23 protein-coding genes and 1 pseudogene are annotated in these 21,165 nt (G+C 42.4%); 18 read left to right on the top strand and 6 right to left on the bottom strand.

Annotated elements, in window-relative coordinates:
* Positions 1 to 32 precede the first annotated feature (32 nt).
* Positions 33 to 263 (bottom strand): hypothetical protein, encoded by a 231-nt coding sequence (locus GC102_RS08585; protein ID WP_171689119.1) that lies wholly within the window; start codon positions 261 to 263, stop codon positions 33 to 35.
* A 168-nt stretch (positions 264 to 431) separates the two neighbouring features.
* On the opposite strand from GC102_RS08585, the pseudogene GC102_RS40935 reads away from it, so the two are divergent.
* From GC102_RS40935 to GC102_RS08565, 4 genes and pseudogenes are all read left to right on the top strand, one after another.
* Positions 432 to 1,025 (top strand): annotated as a pseudogene (locus tag GC102_RS40935) (DUF3900 domain-containing protein); the annotation flags it as partial.
* A gap of 109 nt (positions 1,026 to 1,134) precedes the next feature.
* Positions 1,135 to 1,791 (top strand): deoxynucleoside kinase, encoded by a 657-nt coding sequence (locus GC102_RS08575; protein WP_171645564.1) that lies wholly within the window; start codon positions 1,135 to 1,137, stop codon positions 1,789 to 1,791.
* 471 nt (positions 1,792 to 2,262) lie between these two features.
* A complete protein-coding gene (locus GC102_RS08570) occupies positions 2,263 to 3,501 on the top strand; it encodes an FAD-dependent oxidoreductase (RefSeq protein WP_246320805.1) in 1,239 nt (412 codons plus the stop codon).
* Positions 3,502 to 3,606: 105 nt separating this feature from the next.
* The gene (locus GC102_RS08565) at positions 3,607 to 3,915 is read left to right on the top strand and encodes a DUF4870 domain-containing protein (RefSeq protein WP_171645562.1); all 309 of its coding nucleotides are present in this window, start codon (positions 3,607 to 3,609) and stop codon (positions 3,913 to 3,915) included.
* Between the two features lie 75 nt (positions 3,916 to 3,990).
* On the opposite strand, the gene GC102_RS08560 is transcribed toward GC102_RS08565, so the two are convergent.
* A complete protein-coding gene (locus tag GC102_RS08560; protein ID WP_171689117.1) occupies positions 3,991 to 4,746 on the bottom strand; it encodes an MBL fold metallo-hydrolase in 756 nt (251 codons plus the stop codon).
* 249 nt (positions 4,747 to 4,995) lie between these two features.
* Here GC102_RS08560 and GC102_RS08555 point away from each other — a divergent pair, with 249 nt between their 5' ends.
* The 5 genes from GC102_RS08555 (at position 4,996) to cyoD (ending at position 9,425) form a co-directional block, all read left to right on the top strand.
* A complete protein-coding gene (locus tag GC102_RS08555) occupies positions 4,996 to 5,256 on the top strand; it encodes a hypothetical protein (RefSeq protein WP_171689116.1) in 261 nt (86 codons plus the stop codon).
* A 238-nt stretch (positions 5,257 to 5,494) separates the two neighbouring features.
* Complete coding sequence (gene cyoA, locus GC102_RS08550; RefSeq protein ID WP_171689115.1) at positions 5,495 to 6,469, top strand: ubiquinol oxidase subunit II; 975 nt, start codon at positions 5,495 to 5,497, stop codon at positions 6,467 to 6,469.
* Positions 6,470 to 6,503: 34 nt separating this feature from the next.
* Complete coding sequence (locus GC102_RS08545; RefSeq protein ID WP_171689114.1) at positions 6,504 to 8,477, top strand: cbb3-type cytochrome c oxidase subunit I; 1,974 nt, start codon at positions 6,504 to 6,506, stop codon at positions 8,475 to 8,477.
* A complete protein-coding gene (gene cyoC, locus GC102_RS08540) occupies positions 8,477 to 9,094 on the top strand; it encodes a cytochrome o ubiquinol oxidase subunit III (protein ID WP_171689113.1) in 618 nt (205 codons plus the stop codon). Before GC102_RS08545 ends, cyoC begins: the two co-directional genes overlap by 1 nt.
* 1 nt (position 9,095) lies before the next feature.
* Positions 9,096 to 9,425 carry a cytochrome o ubiquinol oxidase subunit IV gene (cyoD, locus tag GC102_RS08535; protein WP_171689112.1) on the top strand — a complete coding sequence of 110 codons (330 nt, stop codon included), beginning with the start codon at positions 9,096 to 9,098 and terminating at the stop codon, positions 9,423 to 9,425.
* Positions 9,426 to 9,778: 353 nt separating this feature from the next.
* Here cyoD and GC102_RS40005 read toward each other — a convergent pair whose 3' ends face one another.
* Positions 9,779 to 9,910 (bottom strand): hypothetical protein, encoded by a 132-nt coding sequence (locus GC102_RS40005; protein ID WP_268796061.1) that lies wholly within the window; start codon positions 9,908 to 9,910, stop codon positions 9,779 to 9,781.
* Positions 9,911 to 10,079: 169 nt separating this feature from the next.
* Between GC102_RS40005 and GC102_RS08530 the strand changes: the two genes are divergently transcribed.
* A complete protein-coding gene (locus tag GC102_RS08530) occupies positions 10,080 to 11,558 on the top strand; it encodes a L,D-transpeptidase family protein (protein WP_171689111.1) in 1,479 nt (492 codons plus the stop codon).
* Between the two features lie 105 nt (positions 11,559 to 11,663).
* Here GC102_RS08530 and GC102_RS08525 read toward each other — a convergent pair whose 3' ends face one another.
* Positions 11,664 to 12,779 carry an aminopeptidase gene (locus GC102_RS08525; protein ID WP_171689110.1) on the bottom strand — a complete coding sequence of 372 codons (1,116 nt, stop codon included), beginning with the start codon at positions 12,777 to 12,779 and terminating at the stop codon, positions 11,664 to 11,666.
* Positions 12,780 to 12,940: 161 nt separating this feature from the next.
* On the opposite strand from GC102_RS08525, the gene GC102_RS08520 reads away from it, so the two are divergent.
* Together GC102_RS08520 and GC102_RS08515 are read left to right on the top strand one after the other, a co-directional pair.
* Positions 12,941 to 13,483 (top strand): hypothetical protein, encoded by a 543-nt coding sequence (locus GC102_RS08520; RefSeq protein WP_171689109.1) that lies wholly within the window; start codon positions 12,941 to 12,943, stop codon positions 13,481 to 13,483.
* Entirely contained in the window at positions 13,458 to 14,630 is a 1,173-nt protein-coding gene (locus GC102_RS08515) for an MFS transporter (RefSeq protein ID WP_312883201.1), read from the top strand. The genes GC102_RS08520 and GC102_RS08515 overlap by 26 nt, the downstream gene beginning before the upstream one ends.
* Positions 14,631 to 14,674: 44 nt before the next feature.
* On the opposite strand, the gene udk is transcribed toward GC102_RS08515, so the two are convergent.
* Positions 14,675 to 15,310 (bottom strand): uridine kinase, encoded by a 636-nt coding sequence (udk, locus tag GC102_RS08510; protein WP_171645552.1) that lies wholly within the window; start codon positions 15,308 to 15,310, stop codon positions 14,675 to 14,677.
* Positions 15,311 to 15,424: 114 nt separating this feature from the next.
* Positions 15,425 to 15,742: a hypothetical protein gene (locus GC102_RS08505; RefSeq protein WP_060646781.1), complete on the bottom strand. Its 318-nt coding sequence runs from the start codon at positions 15,740 to 15,742 to the stop codon at positions 15,425 to 15,427.
* 28 nt (positions 15,743 to 15,770) lie between these two features.
* Here GC102_RS08505 and GC102_RS08500 point away from each other — a divergent pair, with 28 nt between their 5' ends.
* The 6 genes from GC102_RS08500 (at position 15,771) to GC102_RS08475 (ending at position 21,010) form a co-directional block, all read left to right on the top strand.
* A complete protein-coding gene (locus tag GC102_RS08500) occupies positions 15,771 to 15,959 on the top strand; it encodes a hypothetical protein (RefSeq protein ID WP_171689108.1) in 189 nt (62 codons plus the stop codon).
* A 93-nt stretch (positions 15,960 to 16,052) separates the two neighbouring features.
* Positions 16,053 to 16,433, top strand: a complete 381-nt coding sequence (locus GC102_RS08495) for a hypothetical protein (protein WP_171689107.1) — start codon at positions 16,053 to 16,055, stop codon at positions 16,431 to 16,433.
* Positions 16,434 to 16,442: 9 nt separating this feature from the next.
* Positions 16,443 to 17,978 (top strand): sensor histidine kinase, encoded by a 1,536-nt coding sequence (locus tag GC102_RS08490; protein WP_171689106.1) that lies wholly within the window; start codon positions 16,443 to 16,445, stop codon positions 17,976 to 17,978.
* Positions 17,975 to 19,540 (top strand): DUF3369 domain-containing protein, encoded by a 1,566-nt coding sequence (locus GC102_RS08485; RefSeq protein ID WP_216627993.1) that lies wholly within the window; start codon positions 17,975 to 17,977, stop codon positions 19,538 to 19,540. Before GC102_RS08490 ends, GC102_RS08485 begins: the two co-directional genes overlap by 4 nt.
* Positions 19,541 to 19,729: 189 nt before the next feature.
* Positions 19,730 to 20,581 (top strand): patatin-like phospholipase family protein, encoded by an 852-nt coding sequence (locus GC102_RS08480; protein ID WP_171689105.1) that lies wholly within the window; start codon positions 19,730 to 19,732, stop codon positions 20,579 to 20,581.
* 18 nt (positions 20,582 to 20,599) lie between these two features.
* Positions 20,600 to 21,010 carry a VOC family protein gene (locus tag GC102_RS08475; protein WP_171689104.1) on the top strand — a complete coding sequence of 137 codons (411 nt, stop codon included), beginning with the start codon at positions 20,600 to 20,602 and terminating at the stop codon, positions 21,008 to 21,010.
* The last annotated feature ends 155 nt before the right edge of the window (positions 21,011 to 21,165 follow it).

Raw genomic sequence — 21,165 nt, 5'->3', positions numbered from 1 at the left:
TACGGTGACAGGAACGGGCGGTTTATTCATTTCTAAAAACGGATACTAAATTCATTCGATTCTCTAGAATGCCATTTCGTCATCGAGGAGTCCTGTTCACAATGAATTTGTACTTCATCAGGTGTATATTTTACGATAAAACCCGAATTTACCTGATAATAAACGCCTAATGAATCTAATGACCAAACATAAACAGGTGTTTTTGTAAGAGCGGCAATGAAAATTTCTGTATCTGTTTCCAGTAGTTTGGTTCCGTAAATCATCTTCACACCTCTGTCTTATTATTTTGAAATAGCAGCGCTTATTACTAGTGACAGCATGAACTTACAAATAATCACAAACTGTTCCTATTTTTTTGTAGCGTTTCGGTTTTATACCAAGTACAATCAAAGTTGTTCAATTTTGAATACGATTGACAGGACGAAAAGAGCTTATTGAATCAAGTGGAAATGGCGATCAATGCGAAAAACATGAAATCGATCCAATATCCGTTTATGCCTGAGGAAGGCATGTTAGAACCTTCAGAGCTCAAAATTCACCAGGCTTCACATGCTCGTTACTTTGAGGATTTCCTAAAATATGTAGAATATGAGCAGTCCATGCCAGAAATATTGCATCATCAAGTTCTAGGGCTCGTTCAGCAGCAGTTAGAGAGAGACTATGAGCATAAACCTGAGGAACGTGAGCAGGAAGAAAAGGATTTGGAAATCTGGGCAGCCAGTTAAAAGCGCGAGCTTCAGGAGAAGTGGACACCGACTCAGGTCATGGATGCCGCCAATTATTTGGCCCAGCAGAAGCCAGATCTGGAAATGCGCATCAAGCTTGATCATATCAGTGTGAAGGCGCAGCTTGCCGATTATGGGCGCAAGGTTCACATTGCCCGACAAGGTGAACGGTATGTCATCCTGATTGAAGGCGATTATTTACACTTTGAAAAAGGCGTATCACCAGTAGAATTACTAAGACCAGATGATCTTCATGCTGTCATTGAGCGGATTACAAGAGAAGAAGAAAACGATAGATAAAGCTAAAAAAAATAGGGTTCCCACCACTATGAATTCCTTGTATAATAGGGAAGCTTTGCAAGAATTGACTGACGGTTAATTAGGAATGGGCAGAAGGAGAAAGGGGTCAATGGCTGTGATCGTGGTTGGGGGAATGATTGGTCTAGGTAAAACATCGGTATCGACTTTGCTTGGACAAGAATTAAATTCAAATGTTTATTATGAAAGTGTCGATGATAATCCGATACTTCCGCTTTTTTATACGGCAACTCCGGAAGAAATTGAGAAGAAGCGATATCCGTTTTTACTTCAATTACACTTCTTGAATACAAGATTTAAGGCAATTAAACAAGCGTTAGTACATAATCGGAATGTACTGGATAGAAGTATCTATGAGGATTGGTACTTTGCCAAAGTGAATCGGGAGTTAGGTCGTATTTCACAACTGGAATTTGATGTTTATGAGGGGCTTGCGGACAATATGATGTCTGAGCTTGCCGAGCTTCCTAAGAAAGCACCGGACCTTATGGTTTATCTAAAAGCTTCCTTCGAAACGGTTATGTACCGCATCGGACTGCGGGGACGAAGCTTCGAGCAAGATCAATCTTTAGTTGATTATTATCGGCAGCTTTGGTCAGGTTATGATGATTGGGTGATGAATCATTATCATGCCTCTGAAGTGTTGATTGTAGATATGGATCGTGTTGATGTTGTGAATCGTTCAGAAGATGCGATTGAATTAGTTGAGCAGGTACGTGCCAAGCTTTCCGAATTAGTCATCGTTTAATATGGAAATATCGAAAGACCCCCTCATACCTAGGGGGTCTTTCGAATTATGTAGGAGTTTAATTGAGTTTAGAAATTGAAGTTGTTCTAGATCTTTCCTTTTTACTTTCATTTGGTTATAAAGTCCTGTGAAATTACATATACTATCGAAATATGACGGTATTTATCTTTATTTGTTGTGTCTCAAGTAAAATTATTGTATGATACATTATGTATCAGACAAAGATGTGAATTCTTCAATGGAAGAGTAGGTGATGAGTTTGTTATTTATCGTATGTTACAGAGGAAAGCCTATGTGCCCGCCACTTTCTAAATTGGCAGCAAATGAGAAAATGATGAAGTTAAGCCGATTTTTCTCGAATCTTGAGATCGTTGAGGTTAAACAACAATTAGTTGCAACATAACATAATATAAACTTCATACCCTCATAATAACGCACCTCCTTAACCAGTGGTTTTAGGAGGTTTTTGTCTTGACTGGATTATGTTACAGTAGATGGAAATGGTTGTTGGTTATGGAGGGCAGCGTGAATAATATCTTACCTACTACTAGGAAAGCCATTGTCATTGGAGCTGGAATTGGTGGATTAACGACAGCGCTTTTCTTACAAAAGCAAGGTTGGGAAGTTGTCATCTACGAGAAAAAGAAAGAGCTATCCGAATTCGGTGCCGGAATTGTATTAGCTGCGAATGCCATGCATGTATTAACGGAGCTTGGCTTGGCCGAACAGGTAAGGGTAGCCGGCGCTAAAGTTGGCATGGCTGAAATTCGCTCATGGGATGGAAAACCGATTACTTCAGTTCCTGTTTCGAAGCAAGCCGCTCAATATGGAACTTATAGCTACCTTATTCATCGAGCTAAGCTTCAAATGATTTTATTTCAACAACTAAATGAACGAACTACCGTTTATATGAATAAAAAACTGAAAACGTTTGAACAGGATCCGCATCAGGTTGTTGTCCATTTTGATGATGGAACAGAAGATACCGGACATATCTTAGTCGGTGCAGATGGCATTCATTCACGAGTGGCTCATCTATTATTTGGCTTAGAAAAGCTGCGATATTCAGGTTTTAGAGCTTTCCGAGGTATTACTGCGTTCTTGGATAAGCGATATATTCCTGAGATCGGTGGAGGATTTGAGGCATGGGGTAGAGGACGACGGTTCGGCTTTTCCCAGATTGGCGAGGGACAAGTTTTTTGGTTCGCTGCAATCAACGGAGCCTCAGGGGCAGGTGTGGATCGTAAGAAGGACTACGTTCTTAAGCAATTTGAGGGCTGGCATAATCCGATTGAGCAGGCTATCCAGTCAACCGATGAGGGGTCCATATTAACGCATGACATTCATGATCGTAAACCACTTGAAAGATGGAGCCGAGGGAGAGTAACACTCCTTGGTGATGCGGCACATCCTATGCTGCCTAATCTCGGGCAAGGAGGCGCACAGGCGATGGAGGATGCTCTAGTATTAGCTAGATTTCTTGAGGGAATTTCAATGTTCTCAATAAGCAGCGTGGCAGCTGCATTTCATTCTTATGAAAGTAATCGAAAACCCCGAGCCAATCAAGTTGTGCGTCAATCTAGACGAATGGCACGCATCGTGCAAATGAGTAATCCGGCTGCTATTATGCTGCGTAATCAGGTGCTTAGACTTCTTCCTGATGATGTCCAAATGAAGCAATTGGATTGGCTTCTGGGTTATCGCGTGTAAAATTGGAAAATAATTTTTCGAAATGTGTGAAATTCAATAGAATAGATGGAAAACACCGAATATAATGGAATAGTATACTTTGAGAAAATGAAAGAGGTGCTGTCTATGTATGATTCTTCGGATATTCAAAGTAATAAGGGAATGGCTATCATTGCATACATCTTGTTTTTTATCCCGCTCATCGCTGCAAAGGACTCAAAGTTTGCATGGTATCACGCTAACCAAGGTCTTACGTTATTACTGGCCGCTGTCATCGTGAATGTTGTTTTGGGTATCATTCCGGTTATTGGTTGGATTCTATTGCCTTTAGCGAATTTGGCCGTGTTTGTTTTAGCCATTCTAGGTATTGTTGCTGCGGCTCAAGGCCAAGTAAAACCACTTCCGTTTATCGGAGGCTACACATTATTGAAGTAGCAGGACATACATATGAGAAGCAGGTTGCCAATTGTGGCAGCCTGCTTTTTCGATTTTAAACGAAACGGTGATGATTTAGATAGAAGAAGCTGCCAATTCAGCAATACGTTGATTTACGTTGTCTGTGTACAACCCGCCGTGATAACAAATAACAGCTTCTATGTCGTATTCGCTGAACTTCTTAAGTGATTGCATTGCTAACTCATAGTTAACAGAGTATTCCGGTATGGGTCCGAGAAGTTGACCATCTGAAACAACCAAGGCATCAGCCGCAATCAATGTTTTGCTCTGTTTGTGGTACAGACTGACATGTCCCGGAGTATGACCTGGGGTATGTATGACGACAATCCCTCCACAGCCCGCAAGTTCGAGTCCATCATCAAGAATGTCATTGACCGGACCTTTAGGCGGATTCTCCAAAGCCGATCGAAAAGCTTTTCGCCATTCCGGTGAAATATCCGCAGGTAAGCTAGCGACCGCTTGTTCGATCGATTCTGGGGTAATTTTGATCAACATCTTCTCGCCTTGAATATAAGGTTTCTCAATTTCACTGGCAAGGATATCAAGCTTATGCGGAGATTTGCTTATGAAATCTGGTAAGCTTCCAATATGATCTATATCTTGATGGGTAATAATAATCGTCTTCAAGTGACGGAATGGAACGTTATGTTCCTCCATGGCTTTCTGAATAAGCGGTAATAAACCAGGATATCCAGTGTCCACCAAGATGGCGCCTCCATCATCGGAAAAAAGCGTTGGGTGTATGACATCGATACGCCCCATAACAGGAACTGACAGTTCAAGCATATAAATACCGTTCGCAATCTGCATTCGAATCCCTCCATAGAGAAATGATAGTGAAAGAACAGTGCTATCATACCTAGGAGGTTGGATGTTTGTCAAACAAATATTTTATTATAACATAAAAATTAATAAAAGTCAATATATTTCTATTTGTGAACTCGACGTATTTATTTTTGTCCAAATTTTGATCAACGTGTGAATAAAATATGAACAAATCGCGGATTTGTGATATACTATGTTTATAAAGCACTTACATTGGGGTTTGGAGTGATAATTATGGCAAATAGAGCCGTTTTAATCAGTAGTAATGAGCGCAGTGAGCGCGATGTGATGCCATTAGTAAAGATGATGACAATAGCGGCATGGGCTTTGCTAGGCATAGGATTACTGTTAAGCTTGTTGAATATGGATCATTTTAGTGATCGCAATGCCTCTTTGATGGTTGGAATTGGCTTCATGGTAGGTAGTGTTCATATTTATGTCATTCGGACTGCTATCCACCTGGTGCATTCACGTGCAGCTTCAAAGACCGAATAAGTACAACGTATTATGAGCAGTTAAAAAGCCTTTCAAGTGACAACTTGAAGGGCTTTTTCATTTTCATGAGTTTTCATACATTTTTATAATAGTCAACAAACGTTCTGTGACATTTGTTTTACAGTAAAACGTCGATCCTTTGACGTATTTGTTAAGTTGCGTTTGCGACAGTGTACTTTTATCAGCGAGATGATATCTTGATAATAGATCAGATTTGTTGATAGGGAGGTTAAGTAGGATGAAGAAGAGAACACTCGTACAAGCTATGCTGCCCTTCATGATGGTCGCCATCATTGTTTTATTGGCAGGCTGCAGTAATCAAGCTATGGTACTGGATCCCAAAGGACCTGTGGGTGCAGAACAGAAAGATTTGATTGTGATTTCCACTATTTTATGCACGGTAATCCTCGTTCCGGTTCTTGCGCTAACTGCATGGATCGTATGGCGGTATCGTGATAAAGAAGGCAATAAAGCATCATATAAGCCAAATTGGGCGCACAGCACGACCTTAGAAATCGTTTGGTGGTCAGTTCCCATCATTATTATTGCAGCCTTGGCTGTTATAACTATTCGTTATACGCACGCCCTAGAGCCTTCTAAACCGTTGAAATCCAATAAACCACCCGTCACCATTCAAGTGACATCGCTGGATTGGAAATGGTTGTTCACGTATCCGGAGCAGGGCATAGCAACAGTCAACTATTTGCAAATTCCAGAGGATACACCAATTAAGTTTGAGCTGACCTCTGATGCTCCGATGAACTCGTTCTGGGTCCCGCAATTGGGTGGACAGATCTATACGATGTCAGGTATGGCGATGACACTTTATTTGCAAGCCGATGAGATCGGGCATTACTTCGGGACGGGAGCGAATTTCAGCGGTGCGCATTTCGCGGATATGACGTTCGATGTGAATGCGACATCGCAGAGTGATTTCGATGCTTTCGTAGCCAAAACGAAAAAGGTTCCGACAAAACTTACGATGGAAAGCTATGAAGCATTAGCAAAGCCTGGTAAATCGGATGTGCAATATTTCTCCTCAGTGCCAGATGGACTTTTCGAAAAGATAGTAACGAAATATACGAATGGTCAATCCATTCATAGTGGTCATGGCAGTACAGAATCCGTGAAAGAGACGAGTAAGCCTCAATCAACGGACAAAAATGCCCCTATGAACCATAATGATCATAGTCAAATGAAAATGACAAAATGATCGATCAAAGCTTTTGAGAAAGGGAGATCTGCTCATGTTGGATAAAATAAAGCAATTCGCATCTGAGTTTTTCGTAACGGGCGATCCACTCATCCTGGGTGCTCAGGTTAGTATCGGACTCTCGATGATCGCTATGATATTCGTGCTGTCTTATTTCAGAAAGTGGGGCTGGCTCTGGCGTGAATGGTTAACAAGTGTAGACCATAAACGAATCGGAATCATGTATATCATTTGTTCGATCATGATGCTGTTCCGCGGCGGTGTGGATGCGCTTCTAATGCGTTTGCAGTTAGCCATGCCAAACAGCGAATTTTTACAAGCAGAACACTATAATCAAATCTTCACAACGCATGGCGTGATCATGATTTTATTCATGGCTATGCCATTGATGTTCGGTTTATTTAATATCGTAGTCCCTCTGCAAATTGGAGCTCGAGACGTAGCATATCCGTTCTTGAACTCACTTAGCTTCTGGATGTTCTTCTGGGGAGCTATGCTTTTCAACGTATCGTTCGTCATCGGTGGATCACCGGATGCAGGATGGCTGAGCTATCCGCCGCTTTCGGAAATGTCACACAGTCCCGGTGTTGGACAGAACTTCTATATCTGGGGGATTCAAATATCCGGTATCGGTAGTTTGGCAACAGGGATTAACTTTATCGTGACCATTTTGAAAATGCGTGCGCCTGGCATGAAGTTGATGAAGATGCCGATGTTTACATGGTCCGTATTTTCAAGTTGCATTATGATTATCTTTGCTTTCCCGATCTTAACAGTGACGTTAGCCTTATTATTCCTTGACCGTTTCCTTGGCGCACATTTCTTCACGTTGGATGGCGGCGGGAATCCGATGATGTACATCAATTTGATCTGGATGTGGGGTCACCCTGAGGTCTACATTGTTGTCGTTCCAGCTTTCGGGATTTTCTCGGAAATTGTTGCTACATTCTCCAAAAAGAAATTGTTTGGCTATAAATCGATGGTATTCGCTATGCTGATCATTAGTTTATTGTCCTTCTTCACATGGGCGCATCACTTCTTTACGATGGGGTCCGGCGCGAATGTTAACGCCTTTTTCGCCATTAGTACGATGTTGATTGCGATACCTACCGGTGCAAAAGTATTTAACTGGTTATTCACTATGTTCCGCGGTAAGATTCGTTTTACGACACCGATGATGTGGACGATTGCTTTCATTCCATGTTTCGTAGTTGGGGGTATGACAGGGGTATTGTTATCTGTTGCGCCAGCTGATTTTCAATTCCATAACAGCTACTTCCTAATTGCGCATTTCCATCAAGTCTTAATTGGTGGTGTAGCTTTCGGTTACTTCGCTGGACTTTACTACTGGTGGCCGAAAATGTTCGGCTTTAAGCTGAACGAACACTTAGGTAAATGGGCATTCTGGCTGTGGAACATTGGATTCTATGTTTGTTTCATGCCGCAATATTTCTTAGGCTTAGATGGTATGACACGTCGTACGTACACGTACGATTTCGATATGGGCTGGGGACCGTTAAATCTCGTATCAACCGTTGGTGGTTTCCTTATGGGTGTCGGGTTCATTTTCCAAGTATGGCAAATTGCCCACTCGATTAAATTCAGAGAACCGGATGTATCCGGGGATCCATGGGATGGCCGAACATTAGAATGGTCGATTCCATCGCCAGCTCCAATTTATAACTTTGCTGTATTGCCAGTAGTAAATGAGGCAGATGCATGGTGGGAACAAAAGCAGAAGCAAAACTTATCTACCAAGCAACCAGCCAAGATTGAGTATGAACCGATTCACATGCCTAAGAACTCTTCCATTCCATTCCTAATGTCCGCTCTCTGGTTTTTCGCTGGATTTGGTTTTGTATTTAATTGGATGTGGCTAACGATTCCGGCCTTAATTGGTGTCGCGATCACGATGATTGCACGTTCGTTCAGCTATGATACGGATTATTATATTCCTGCTGATGAAGTGAAACGTACGGAAGCCGCATTGAAAGGGGCGAAAGTATAATGGCACAAGCAGCCGCGCAAGGTGGGCATCACGCCCACGAACACGATCATGAACATGATCACGAGTCGCTCAAAACGTTCGGATTCTGGATTTTTCTAATCACGGACTGTATATTATTTGGATCTTTATTTGCTACGTACATGGTTCTTCATCAAAATACGAACGGGGGACCAACCCCGGAAGAATTGTTCAAGATGCCAGGTATCATTGCGGAAACCTTTATCTTGCTTACTAGCAGCTTCACGAGCGGTTTAGCCGTGCTTGGCATGCACAAAGGGAACATGAAACAGTTAATCGGCTGGCTCGCCGTAACCGTGCTTCTGGGAGCGTCATTCGTTGGACTCGAGCTAAATGAATTCATTAACATGGTAAATCATGAAGGTGCAACAATTAGTACGAGTGCATTTTTATCAGCTTTCTTTGCATTAGTAGGAACACACGGCTTGCACGTTTCGGTTGGTTTGATCTGGATGGTCGGTTTGATGCTGCAATTAAAACGCCGCGGCATCACAGCAGTAACCAAACGCAAAGTGGCTGTCATTTCATTGTACTGGCATTTCCTTGACGTTGTTTGGATCTTCGTATTTACAGTCGTTTATTTGATGGGGGTGATGTAAGATGAGTCAACTGCATACAGGTTCACATGAAAACCATGACGCTCATGGTTCATTGAAATCTTATATCATTGGCTTTGCGCTCTCGATCATTCTGACCATCATTCCACTCGTTGCTGTCATGAACCATATGTTAACCAAAACAGGCACGCTCGTCTTGATCCTCTTCATGGCTGTGCTACAATTCGGTGTTCAATTGTTCTTCTTCATGCATGTGAAAGAGGGCGAGAATGCACGCTGGAATATCATGGCGCTGATTTTTGGGCTTGTGATCTTGCTGACGATCGTGGCCGGTTCGATTTGGATTATGACTTATAATCAAGTGGCTCATTAAGAAAAGGAAAGACGTTTTCACCACGTTTGGCGTGGTGGGAACGTCTTTTTTTGTTGTATTTGACCGCAACAGTTCCTCGGGCGAGTCAAAACTTAGGAGATGCAGCTGAAACGATGAAATTCATCGCTAATGTACAGGGAGTAGCTGACATAGTCTCTGTAACGATGAAAAACATACTTATAGAAGCCGTATCAGCTTAAATCCACCAGAGATGTCAGCTGAAACGATGAAATTCATCATTACAGTTCACGTAGTACCTGAAATTGAATCCATAACGATGAAAAACATGCTTAAAGACACCGTCTCAGCCTAATCATCTGAAGATACTAGCTGAGACGATGAATTTCATCACTCTAGCATGTCGGTCTGTTTCGTTCCTTAGCTTCTCGTTTCTCTTGTTGTACCGCTTTTTCTCCGAATTGATCTAAACGAGAAGGGCTGCCTGCAGGTCCATTGTTTTTAGGTTTACTATTTCTTCCACTCATGATTTATCACCTCCGTCGATTCAGCTTTTGCTAAATGATTATCGTTCATTCAGTGTGGTAATAAATAGTTGTCTTTCTATCTTTAGCGTGATACATTATGTATCAGAGATACTAATTGTATCATTCATCTAGAATGGACAAGCTATTCTATTGAACGGAGAGGAGCCGAATGATACGCAGAAGCCAACGATTTCGTAACCATCTCGACGATAATCTAATTCATCTGCATAAGAACTTGTTCATTAGCCCTTCAGATCCACAATATTATGAGAAAGTGATCCGATATATTGATGCTAATTCACCGGAAGCTCATTATAAGATCGGGCAAAAATTTCACTTAAAAGGGAATTTGAAAAGGGCGATTTTTCATTACAAAGAAGTTCTTCGAACGTATCCATCGCCATTTTATTCGGCTGCTAATCGAGCTATTCGTGAATTGGATCAGCAACAAGCGGAACATGCAGCAAGTATGGAAAAGGCTTTCCCAGAGACGGAGAAGCGGCTGTTACCTCCTTTTATGAAAACAATGCTTATCGTGCTCTTTGTACTTAATTTGATGTTAGTCTTCTTGTTTGTTGGAGATGCCCCGATCTATAAAGCGATTTCGAAAATGAAAGTCTGGGGCGTTGGAAGTGAGATTACGTATGAGACGATGGATGTCCCATTTATCATGTATCTTGATCCTGACACCCAAAATGAAGATATTGAAACGGCGCTGCATAAGCAAGCTTTGGAATTAGCCAAGGAGATGCCGAATTCCAGCATTCTTATTTATGGCATCGTTTCACAAGATAACGTGAACAAAGGGAAAACGATGCTTCTCACGAATGATGAATTGACGAAGAGCGCCATTGTTATCGCTCAATATCATCCCGCGACGGATCGCACAGTGAGAATTCGCTTTCTGAATTCTGAATTTGAAAAGCACCAACCGCTTAGTGCGATTGGTGCTAATTTAGTTCGTACAGCTTTGGAATCGTACCGCATAGATCATGGAAGGGCCCCCGTTAATCTGAATGCTCTCCTACAAGATTATCCGAATAATTATTTGAGCTTCATTCCATTAGAAGCGGTCACAAGTTCAAATGACATTTCCACGGACTATAACGGACGAGGGGGATGGGTCTATGATTCCAGTGCGGCTGATGTCGAGCAGATGTTTTATGCGAATGCAGAAGGCATTGGTCGAGTCCCCTATGAGCCTGTACATATTGAAATCAACAAGGCTGAACATCAATTGAAACTGGTTAGCGGCAGCTATTTACTGTGGGTTAAAGATATTGGTCTTGGCGCCAACGGAAGCACACCCCAAGGAGATTTCCGGGTGATGGATCGTGTACAGCAGCCCAAAGGGAAACATGCACAGGTTTATGGGGAGGCCGGTTTGGGACTTGGAGCGATCGCGCTTCATGGTACATTCGATGAGAGCTCAATCGGCATGGATCAATCGTTGGGTTGTATACGACTGACGAATCCGGATGTGCAGCAATTATTTCAATTTGTTCCTAAGGGCACAGAGGTTCAAATAAATCCTGCTAAATGGGCTACAGTCCATAATGAGCAAGTGAAGGATACGTTATTGCTAATTCCAATTAAGCTGCCATCCCTTGATGAATCGCCTGAACAGGTGTTTCATTGGCTTGGTTAATCACACTTGTTAATGACATTACCTATTTTTCTTGCGAACTGGATAAAAAAGCAGCTAAGGCTTACCGATGATTAGTCGGAAGCAGCAGCTGCTTTTTTAAATTAACTACATTAAGTTTTCTGGGTTGAGTTTTTCCAGTTCAGGGATGACGAAGCGTCCGTCTTTACGAATGAGAACATCATCAAAGTAGATTTCGCCGCCACCATATTCGGGACGTTGGATAAGCACCATATCCCAGTGAACAGAGGAGCGGTTCGTATTATCCGCTGTCTCATAAGCTTGACCTGGCGTGAAGTGAATGCTGCCATCAATTTTCTCATCAAATAAAATATCTTTCATTGGATGTTGGATGTACGGGTTTACGCCAATTGCAAATTCACCAATATATCGAGCACCGTCATCGGTATCCAGGATATCATTCAATTTCTTCGTGTCATTGCTGGTAGCTTCAATAATACGTCCATTTTCGAATCGTAATACAATGTTTTCAAAAGAAGTGCCAGAATATATCGTAGGAGTGTTATAGCTGATTACACCATTAACGGAGTCCTTCACAGGCGCTGTGTATACTTCACCATCAGGTATGTTTCTCAGACCAGAGCAAGGAACGGCGCCAATATTTTTGATCGAGAAGCTAATATCAGTCCCTTTGGCAACGAGGCGAACGCGGTCTGTACGGTTCATCAGGTCGACAAGCGATTCCATAGCGACAGCCATTTTGCTGTAATCGAGATTACATACATTAAAGTAGAAATCTTCGAAAGCCTCGGTGCTTTTGCCGGCCAGCTGAGCCATGGAAGGATTCGGATAACGCATGACGCACCATTTTGTATTATTAATGCGTTCGTCGAAGAGAGGACGCTGGAAGTATTTCAGATATAGCCTCATTTGATCATCGGGTACATCGGACGATTCGGTAATATTATCACCACTGCGGACGGCTACATAAGCATCCATCTGCTTCATCCGCGCAAGCTCGAATTCGGACCATTGGCTAAACAGCTCTTGCGTACCGGTCAACTGTAAGCTTCTAGTAATTGCTGGATCACGCAGCTCGATGAATGGTTTGCCGCCTACGGCATGCACTTCTTCAATGAAGCATTTGGCGAGTTCGGGGTCTTTGACTCCAATCATTTCAATCAGAATGTTTTCTCCAGGTTTAAGGCTAACCGAATAACGTATAATATTTCGGGCAAAAGTTTGAAGTCTTGGATCTCTCATTCTATAGGTCTCCCTTAATTGAATATAGGTACTTACAAATTATATCGCAACAGGCGTTCTTAAGCCAATAATGACTAATGATTTCGTGGAACTTAGTGGGGTATGCTACAATATATCAAGGAATGACAGACAACAGAAAATTACAACTAGAGGAGGACGCAATGGCAAGAGATCAGATTAAAGTACCATTCGGGTACGAACCTCCGGCGGAGACTCATAAAGGAACCGTCTTATTATTTGAAACATTTGAGGACTGGACGGAGACAGAAGTGCACGCTTTTACCAGATGGGCGGAGGAAAGGAAGTTCGTTCGAGCTATCTTTTATCCCCAGCATGAGGAAACGCTTAGGAGAATGGATATCCCTTGTCAGCAGCCCTATTATGCCCGTGTGAAGCATTTGGAAAGCCTTCTGGAACAAGTGGATACTACCCTTCAATTGGACTTGGATAAGTGGGAAGGGAAGCGTAAGAAGTACACACCGATAGATACATCTTTGAAATTTTTGACGGATAAAACGCCCACTCCTCATTTTGTGTGCATGAGTGACCGGTATGCGAATCTATTCGTTACGTATCCTTCCTTCAAGGAATGGATAAAAAAAGTAAGACTCGTCATCATCAACCAATTCCATGTCCCTCTCCATGGTAAGCTGAATGAATACGCGGAGAGATGGGAAGTTGTGGATTTTGGAAATGGCTCTTAAACAACGGATCGCTAGTAACAAATTAATCATATTAATTATGGTCGTTATCGTGGCAGGGATGAGTCAAGGTATGCTCCTGCCGCTGCTAACGATCCTTTTGGATCGTTCGGGTGTCTCGACGGAAGCCAATGGTCTGAATGCGGCAGCGCTTTATATTGGTATTTTCTCCACGATGTTCTTCATAGAGAGGCCAGTACGAAGATACGGATATAAGCCGGTCATCATGGTCGGGATGGGACTGGTCATCATGGCAACTTGTTTGTTCCCGTTATGGCAGCAGATTGGTTTCTGGTTTGTACTTCGTTTGCTTGTAGGGATTGGGGATAGCGCCCTGCATTATGCGACGCAGTTATGGATCGTTACATCAAGCCCTAAAGAGCGTAGAGGACGTAATATCTCTTTGTACGGTATGGCTTATGGCGTTGGTTTTAGCTTAGGACCTATAGGAATTACCTTGCTCAAAGCAGGCAGTTGGGTTCCCTTTTTGACAACCGGCTGCTTTTTCTTGATCGTTCTGACTCTTGTACTGCAGTTGACCAATGAGAAGCCAGAGCAACTGGACAAAGTGGAGGCGGTGCATAAGCGTGCTTCAAAGGTGTTGGCAATCGCTTGGTTCCCGCTCATTACATCCCTACTCTATGGCTATATGGAAGCTTCGATGAACAGTAACTTTCCGATTTATGGGCTTCGTGCAGGTCTCACGGAATCTAATATTGGTGTTCTGCTGCCCATCATGGGGGTAGGGGGTCTCATCATGCAGCTGCCGCTAGGGATTTGGAGTGATCGTGTAGGGCGGAGAAGTATCCTTATTGTGAGTGGCCTCATTGGCTCCATCGCATTTCTATGTATTCCGTTTGCAGGTTCGAATCTTTGGTTGATTGGGCTCTGTTTCGGCGTTGCCGGGGGCATGGTGGGCTCGTTTTTTTCACTAGGTTTGGCCTATGCAGCTGACATACTACCCAGACATTTAGTACCTACTGCGAATGTTCTTGCTTCAATCCAGTACAGTTTAGGGAGTATAGCTGGCCCTTTAATGGGAGGAATAGCTATACGCTATATAAGCACAGCCAGTATTTTTTACTTGATAAGCTTTATCTATGTCTTATTTGCCTTATCTGGGTTTACTTTTCGACGTCAAACTGTATGAAAAAAGACACTAAACCTAAAACAAGGTTTGGTGTCCTTTTTCATTTAGCCTATTTCATAGCTCGCAGCTTGATCCGTCATATACCGCTCTGTCAAAATAGTCAACATCGAAATGCCAATTTGATTTTCTCCGCCCTCAGGAATAATAATGTCAGCATATTTCTTGGATGGCTCAATAAATGCGTCATGCATCGGCTTAACCGTCGTCAAATATTGATCAAAGACAGATTGCAGTGTACGTCCTCGTTCATTAATATCTCGGGATAAGCGGCGCAGAATACGGACGTCCGGGTCTGTATCAACGAACACCTTGATGTTCAAAGCGCCGCGCAGCTCTTCGTCTGTTAAGACATGAATGCCTTCGAGCAGCACAATCGGCTTTACCTCGATACGAATCGTTTCTTCTGAGCGCGCATGCTGCGAGAAATCGTACACAGGAATGTCCACGGCATTGCCGCTTTTCAATTCATTTAAATGCTTGAGCAGCAAGGCGTTCTCGAAGGCACGGGGATGATCATAATTGATACGTTCCCGTTCTTCAAAAGTAAGACCACTATGATGAAGATAATAATTATCTTGTGAAATTAAAGTCACGTTCGTGGACCCTAGCTTGGTAATGATGGATCGAGCTACTGTAGTTTTTCCTGAACCGGTACCACCGGCAATTCCGATAACGAGCATGAAATGTAGTGCCTCCCCAAATAACTTGAAAACCTTCCTCCGTAGTTTAACATAATGTTCGTATAAAAAGAAAAAGCGATCGAATTTCGATCACTTTTTACCTAGATAATAGTCTTATCGAATTTGCTTCGGGGTATGGAACTTCTCTTGATTGGCCTCGATATCTTGTGAAGCTTGCGTCAATTGTTCCATGGTTTGCTGTATCTGCTGCCCATACTCATCGTTATTAAAAGCTTGAAGCTGCTCATGTGCTTCGTGAACTTGCTGCTTAGCCTCTGTAAGCGCCGCTTGTGCGGATTGTATAGATCGAGGGTTAGCCTGTGTAATAGCTACTTGCAGTTGATGCTCAGCGTCTTGAGCTTGGAGTATAGCATGATCTGCTGCGTCAATGGCGTGCTGAAGCGGCTGCTGATGCTGATGGGTTTCTGTCATAGGGGAGTTCCTCCTAAGGATAATTGTTATGGGTAAAAAAGAACAGCGACTTTACTACATTGCTCCAAAGCTGGGGAAATCATTCTTCGTTTGGGAAATGAAATTATTTCCTGGGGAAGCGCAAAATGTGAGCGCACTTATGATAATTCGACATGAAAAGTCAGAAAATTTCGAATACAAAATCAATTGCGCAAAAAGGTTATTGTTTCCAAAATAAAAGTGGACAAACCGCTTGAATATTCATAAGCTAGAGAAGATAGCTTTTTTTTGACATGATTAGACAATTAGGGTCTAAATAGGGGATGAATTGATGAGAACATGGAAAGGTTTTTGTATAATTGCAGCTGTTTCACTAAGTATTTCCGGATGTGGATCATCCAAAACCAATACTGCACCGGCAAATTCGTTCACGCCTACCTTAGAGGCAAGTACCATAGTTAACGGAGATGCAGCAACCCTTCGAATTACAACTGACCTTAAGCTTTCCAAAGAGCATTATGATCAGCAGCGCAAGCAAGGAGAAGGGCATGTTCATGTTTCATTGGACAAAGCAGAAAAAGAAATCATGACGTCTACTGAAAAAAAATATGAGCATTTAAGCAAAGGACCTCACGAATTAAAAGTTTCCTTACATAATAACGATCATACGCCTTACGATGTAAGCAAGACGATCACGTTTGAAGTGAAGTAGGAGCATCCCATGCCATTTCTTAAAAAGAGATTGAGCTTACAGAAAAGAATTGTTTTCGTCGTAACTGCTGTTACGGTGAGTATGCTCTCTACCATGTTGATCTTCGATACTATAAGTTTAAATCAATCCATTAGAGAAGCCTATGTGAGTCAAATAAGCGGCATGACAATTGCCATTAATGGACGCTATGAAGAATCTCGTTCCGTTACCGATGTGCAGCAAATATTTGATTATATTCAATACAAAAATACGCGTGTTCTAGAGATGAAGTTATACGATAAACAAGGCATTGTTCTCGCGGCTTCCAATCGTTCTGAAGTTGGTAATCATATGCCTCTTTCTATGGTAGTCGTTCCTAAGCAAGATCAAACCATTGTTGACCGAGTGCCTATGGCGGAAACGGATAAACCGGTTGTCCGTCTAACGGCACCTCTTCAGGAAGATGGCCTTGTTGTAGGTGCGGTAGAAGTTATATTTGATTCCTCCGAGGAAGCCGCGCTGCTGACAAAACGAACGAAACTTATTCTGATTGTGGGCTTTAGCGTTGCTATTGTTATGTCAACATTGCTATGGCTTATTTTGCGAAGGATTGTTATTCGTCCGTTAAGTCGGCTTCGTGAAGCCGCCCTTATTGTGAAGCAAGGAGGAGACCTTCCTACGCTGCAGTTCAAAGCTTCCCCCGAAATCGCGGAAGTGTCTGAAGCTTTTAATGACATGGTCAAAAATTTAGATGAACGTTACCAAGAGCTTCAACAGGTACTAAAAACGTTGCAGGTGACACAGGACCATCTTGTCCAATCGGAGAAAATGGGAGCTTTAGGCAATCTGGTAGCCGGTGTTTCACACGAAATCAATACACCAATCGGGATCGGTGTAACAGCAATTAGTTATTTGGATCAAAAGACGAAGGAATTTAAGAGCCTGTATGAGACAGGGAAAATGAAAAAGTCTGACCTTGAACAGTTCCTTTCCATTACCCAAGAGACGAATGCCATGGTGCAGGCCAATTTGGAACGCGCTTCTTCCTTGGTGCGCAGTTTTAAACAAATTTCTGTTGATCAAAGTGTTGAAGTAAAGCGCACGTTTCACTTGAAAGAGTATTTAGAGGGAATCATTTCAAGTTTGAAACCTACGCTTAAGAAAACAAGGCTCCGAGTAGATGTATATTGCGATAATGAGCTGATGCTTTACACATACCCAGGCGCTTTATCACAAATTATTACGAATTTAGTTATGAATTCTTTGAACCATGCCTATGCGTTAGAGGAAGAAGGCAGTTTAACCATACGAGTTGAAGATCATCGAGACTATATAATTCTTTCCTATACAGATGACGGTAAAGGGATGACGCAAGAAGTTCTAGATCAAATTTTTGATCCATTCTTCACGACGAGCCGCGGCAAAGGCGGAACTGGGTTAGGGATGAATATTGTCTATAATCTCGTTACACAATCACTGAATGGAACCATCGATGGTTCCAGTACCTTGGGACAAGGAAGTTTATTTACTATTACAATTCCGAAAGAGGAGGAAGCCGTGCAATGACAGGACAAGATGGGTTAATGGACCAGGATGAGCTTCTTTTTGCTGAGGAAGAAGAGACCGATTCAGCTAAGGAAGTAACGATCGAACAAGACCCTTGGGTCGTACTTATTGTTGATGATGAGAAACAAATCCATCAAGTGACGAAAATGGTTCTGCAAGATTTCGAATTTGATGGAAAGAAGCTGGAATTCCATAGTGCTTATTCGGCTTTAGAAGCCAAACAGTTATTGAAACAACAACCGAATGCCTCTTTAGTTCTTTTAGATGTTGTCATGGAGCAAGATGATGCGGGGCTGCAAATTGTTAAGTACATACGCGAAGAATTGAATAATCAGGCGCTACGTATTATTTTGAGGACAGGTCAGCCAGGTCAAGCGCCTGAACGCACGGTCATCATGGATTATGACATTAATGATTATAAAGAAAAGACAGAACTCACAACACAGAAGCTGTTCACCACAGTGGTAACGGCGCTGCGTTCCTATCGTGATATTAAAACAATTGAGAAAAGCAGATCAGGCCTGGAGGAGATTATTAAATCATCTGCTTCGCTATTCGAGCTGCAATCTATGAAGAAATTCGCTTCTGGTGTTTTAACACAAATGACATCGATCGTTAATTTACATAAAAATGCGCTTCATTGCAGCTTTGCTGTTACCAAAGGTGTTGAGGATATTTATATCCTAGCAGCGAGCGGGGATTATGCATCCAATCAAGATGAACGAGCAAGGGATGTTGTTCCTGCAGATGTACTGGATGAGATTGAACATGCCTTTCATTCCAAAAAAAGCAGCTTCGCGTCAGATCGCTTTGTGATTTATTTTCAAAGTAAGATGGGGATGGAAAATGTCATCTATATGAATGGATTCAAAGCACTCAGCGAGTGGGAGCATTATTTAGTTGATATTTATTGTGCGAATGTTTCTGTGGCTTTCGAAAATATCTATTTGAATGAAGAGCTGGAAAGCACACAGCAAGAAATTATTTATACGATGGGCGAAATCACAGAAACGAGATCCAAGGAAACGGGACACCATGTAAAAAGAGTTGCTGAATACTCCCGTTTACTGGCCATCAAATATGGATTATCCGAGCAGGAAGCCGAAGTCATTCGCTTAGCTTCACCGATGCATGATGTGGGTAAAGTTGGCATACCAGATGCGATTTTGAATAAGCCTGGATCGCTTACAAGTGAAGAATTCGACGTTATGAAAACCCATTCGAATCTTGGGTACGAAATGCTTAAGCATTCGAACAAGCAAGTCCTAAATGCCGCAGCTATCATCGCCCAACAGCATCATGAGCGTTACGATGGAACAGGGTATCCCCAAGGACTTCGCGGCGACGAGATCCATCTCTATGGTCGTATAACCGCATTAGCTGATGTCTTTGACGCTCTGTGCAGTGATCGTGTTTATAAAAAGGCTTGGGAACTTGATCGTGTGATGGAATTGCTTAAAACGGAACGAGGTCGTCATTTCGATCCTGTAATCGTAGATCTCTTCATTAAGCATTTGGATGAGTTCTTGGTCATTAAAGAGTTCTATAAGGAACAGCGTTAACGGCATCATCCGTAAAATTCGCCAAAAACGTGGATTATCAGGGGTAATTCCTGAATCCGTCTAATAAAGTGGTATGAAATCTGCTTCTTTGTCTCTTTTACGGAGATGGAGGAGCTTTTCTTTTAATTGACATTTCCTGTATGCTAGAAAGGGGCTAGAGACAGAGAGAAAGAGAAAGAAGGTGTGACCATGGAAGGAATTGGACTCGTACTGGAAGGCGGAGGTATGCGAGGCGTATACACCGCAGGAGTCTTGGAATACTTTATGGAACAGGATTTATATTTTCCTTATGTGGTTGGTGTATCCGCAGGGGCATGCAACGCCGTTTCGTATATTTCCAAACAACCTGGGCGTAATAAAAAAGTAACGATTGGTTATATTAGGGATCACCGATATTTAAGCTATCGCAATTTATTCCGTCATAAAAGCATATTTGGGATGGATTTCATTTTTAATGAGCTGCCAAATAAGTTGGTGCCGTTTGATTACGATGCTTTCTATAACTCGCCGCAGCAGTTCGCCATCGGTACAACCGATGCACATACGGGCGAACCCATTTATTACACGAAGCATCAGCTCATGCAGCAGACCATGCCGATTGTTCAAGCTTCAAGTTCATTGCCATTTGTAGCCACACCCATTCATTATGATGGTCGGACCTTGTTTGACGGTGGCTTAGTAGATCCGATTCCTGTGAAGAAGTCGCTCGCTGACGGGAACAAAAAGCATATCATCGTACTGACCAAGGAACAGGGGTATCGTAAGACTCCATTTAAACAACGGTGGCTAGCTAAAAGCTTCTATCCGGCTTATAACGGACTTGTAAATGTACTTGTCAATCGAAGTGAAATCTATAATGGAACCTTAGAAACCATTGAACGAATGGAAGCAGATGGAAGTGCGATCGTTATACGACCTTCGTCTAAAGTAGTAGTAGGCCGTATGGAAAAGGATCCTAAGAAACTAGAAGCGTTGCACGAGCTTGGGTATCAGGATGCGAAACGAATGGGATCACAGATGAAAGAATGGTTACTTAATTGACTGTAAGGAGCTGTATACGTGGAAAAATCGAATCAAAAAATTACTACGTTTTTAATGTTTACCGGGCAAGCTGAGGAAGCCATGAATTTCTATACCTCTTTATTTGACCAATCTGAGATATTGACCATAAAGCGCTATGGAGCGGGTGAGGCTGGCCCCGAGGGAAGTGTTCTGCACGCCACATTTTCACTTCATGGACAGGTATTTATGTGCATAGATAGCTATGTGAAGCATGATTTCACTTTTACACCTGCGATTTCATTGTATGTCACATGTGATAGTGAAGAGGAAATTGATCGTGTGTATGAGAAGTTAGCGCAAGACGGCACCGTGCTCATGCCATTAGGAGCCTACCCATTTAGTGAAAAGTTTGGTTGGGTTGGTGATCGTTTTGGAGTCACATGGCAATTGACTCTTGCCAAAAATTAGACATATTAATAAAGATCACTGTTCCTTTAAAGCGCGCTCCTTAGAATAGACATTGGAAAAACCTCTGGGTTAAACCGATGAAAATTCTGGGGGGGTGCATTCATAAGGTGAATGGCGGTTTTCTTGTTTTAATGGTTGGTGAAGGACTGGATCCA

This window comes from Paenibacillus germinis (assembly GCF_013141785.1).
Classification (GTDB): Bacteria; Bacillota; Bacilli; order Paenibacillales; family NBRC-103111; genus Paenibacillus_E; species Paenibacillus_E phytorum.
This window is presented reverse-complemented; position numbering and strand designations above follow the sequence as displayed.

Excerpts from the sequence above, each read along its gene's own strand:
- GC102_RS08480 (WP_171689105.1), top strand. The coding sequence starts at position 19,730 with ATGGAAGGAATTGGACTCGTACTGGAAGGCGGAGGTATGCGAGGCGTA.
- GC102_RS08560 (WP_171689117.1), bottom strand. The coding sequence starts at position 4,746 with ATGCAGATTGCGAACGGTATTTATATGCTTGAACTGTCAGTTCCTGTT.
- GC102_RS08520 (WP_171689109.1), top strand. The coding sequence starts at position 12,941 with ATGGCAAGAGATCAGATTAAAGTACCATTCGGGTACGAACCTCCGGCG.
- GC102_RS08485 (WP_216627993.1), top strand. The coding sequence starts at position 17,975 with ATGACAGGACAAGATGGGTTAATGGACCAGGATGAGCTTCTTTTTGCT.
- GC102_RS08555 (WP_171689116.1), top strand. The coding sequence starts at position 4,996 with ATGGCAAATAGAGCCGTTTTAATCAGTAGTAATGAGCGCAGTGAGCGC.
- GC102_RS08545 (WP_171689114.1), top strand. The coding sequence starts at position 6,504 with ATGTTGGATAAAATAAAGCAATTCGCATCTGAGTTTTTCGTAACGGGC.
- GC102_RS08575 (WP_171645564.1), top strand. The coding sequence starts at position 1,135 with ATGGCTGTGATCGTGGTTGGGGGAATGATTGGTCTAGGTAAAACATCG.
- GC102_RS08530 (WP_171689111.1), top strand. The coding sequence starts at position 10,080 with ATGATACGCAGAAGCCAACGATTTCGTAACCATCTCGACGATAATCTA.
- GC102_RS08585 (WP_171689119.1), bottom strand. The coding sequence starts at position 263 with ATGATTTACGGAACCAAACTACTGGAAACAGATACAGAAATTTTCATT.
- GC102_RS08565 (WP_171645562.1), top strand. The coding sequence starts at position 3,607 with ATGTATGATTCTTCGGATATTCAAAGTAATAAGGGAATGGCTATCATT.
- cyoD (WP_171689112.1), top strand. The coding sequence starts at position 9,096 with ATGAGTCAACTGCATACAGGTTCACATGAAAACCATGACGCTCATGGT.
- cyoC (WP_171689113.1), top strand. The coding sequence starts at position 8,477 with ATGGCACAAGCAGCCGCGCAAGGTGGGCATCACGCCCACGAACACGAT.
- cyoA (WP_171689115.1), top strand. The coding sequence starts at position 5,495 with ATGAAGAAGAGAACACTCGTACAAGCTATGCTGCCCTTCATGATGGTC.
- GC102_RS08490 (WP_171689106.1), top strand. The coding sequence starts at position 16,443 with ATGCCATTTCTTAAAAAGAGATTGAGCTTACAGAAAAGAATTGTTTTC.
- GC102_RS40005 (WP_268796061.1), bottom strand. The coding sequence starts at position 9,910 with ATGAGTGGAAGAAATAGTAAACCTAAAAACAATGGACCTGCAGGCAGC.
- GC102_RS08525 (WP_171689110.1), bottom strand. The coding sequence starts at position 12,779 with ATGAGAGATCCAAGACTTCAAACTTTTGCCCGAAATATTATACGTTAT.
- GC102_RS08505 (WP_060646781.1), bottom strand. The coding sequence starts at position 15,742 with ATGACAGAAACCCATCAGCATCAGCAGCCGCTTCAGCACGCCATTGAC.
- GC102_RS08500 (WP_171689108.1), top strand. The coding sequence starts at position 15,771 with ATGGGTAAAAAAGAACAGCGACTTTACTACATTGCTCCAAAGCTGGGG.
- GC102_RS08495 (WP_171689107.1), top strand. The coding sequence starts at position 16,053 with ATGAGAACATGGAAAGGTTTTTGTATAATTGCAGCTGTTTCACTAAGT.
- udk (WP_171645552.1), bottom strand. The coding sequence starts at position 15,310 with ATGCTCGTTATCGGAATTGCCGGTGGTACCGGTTCAGGAAAAACTACA.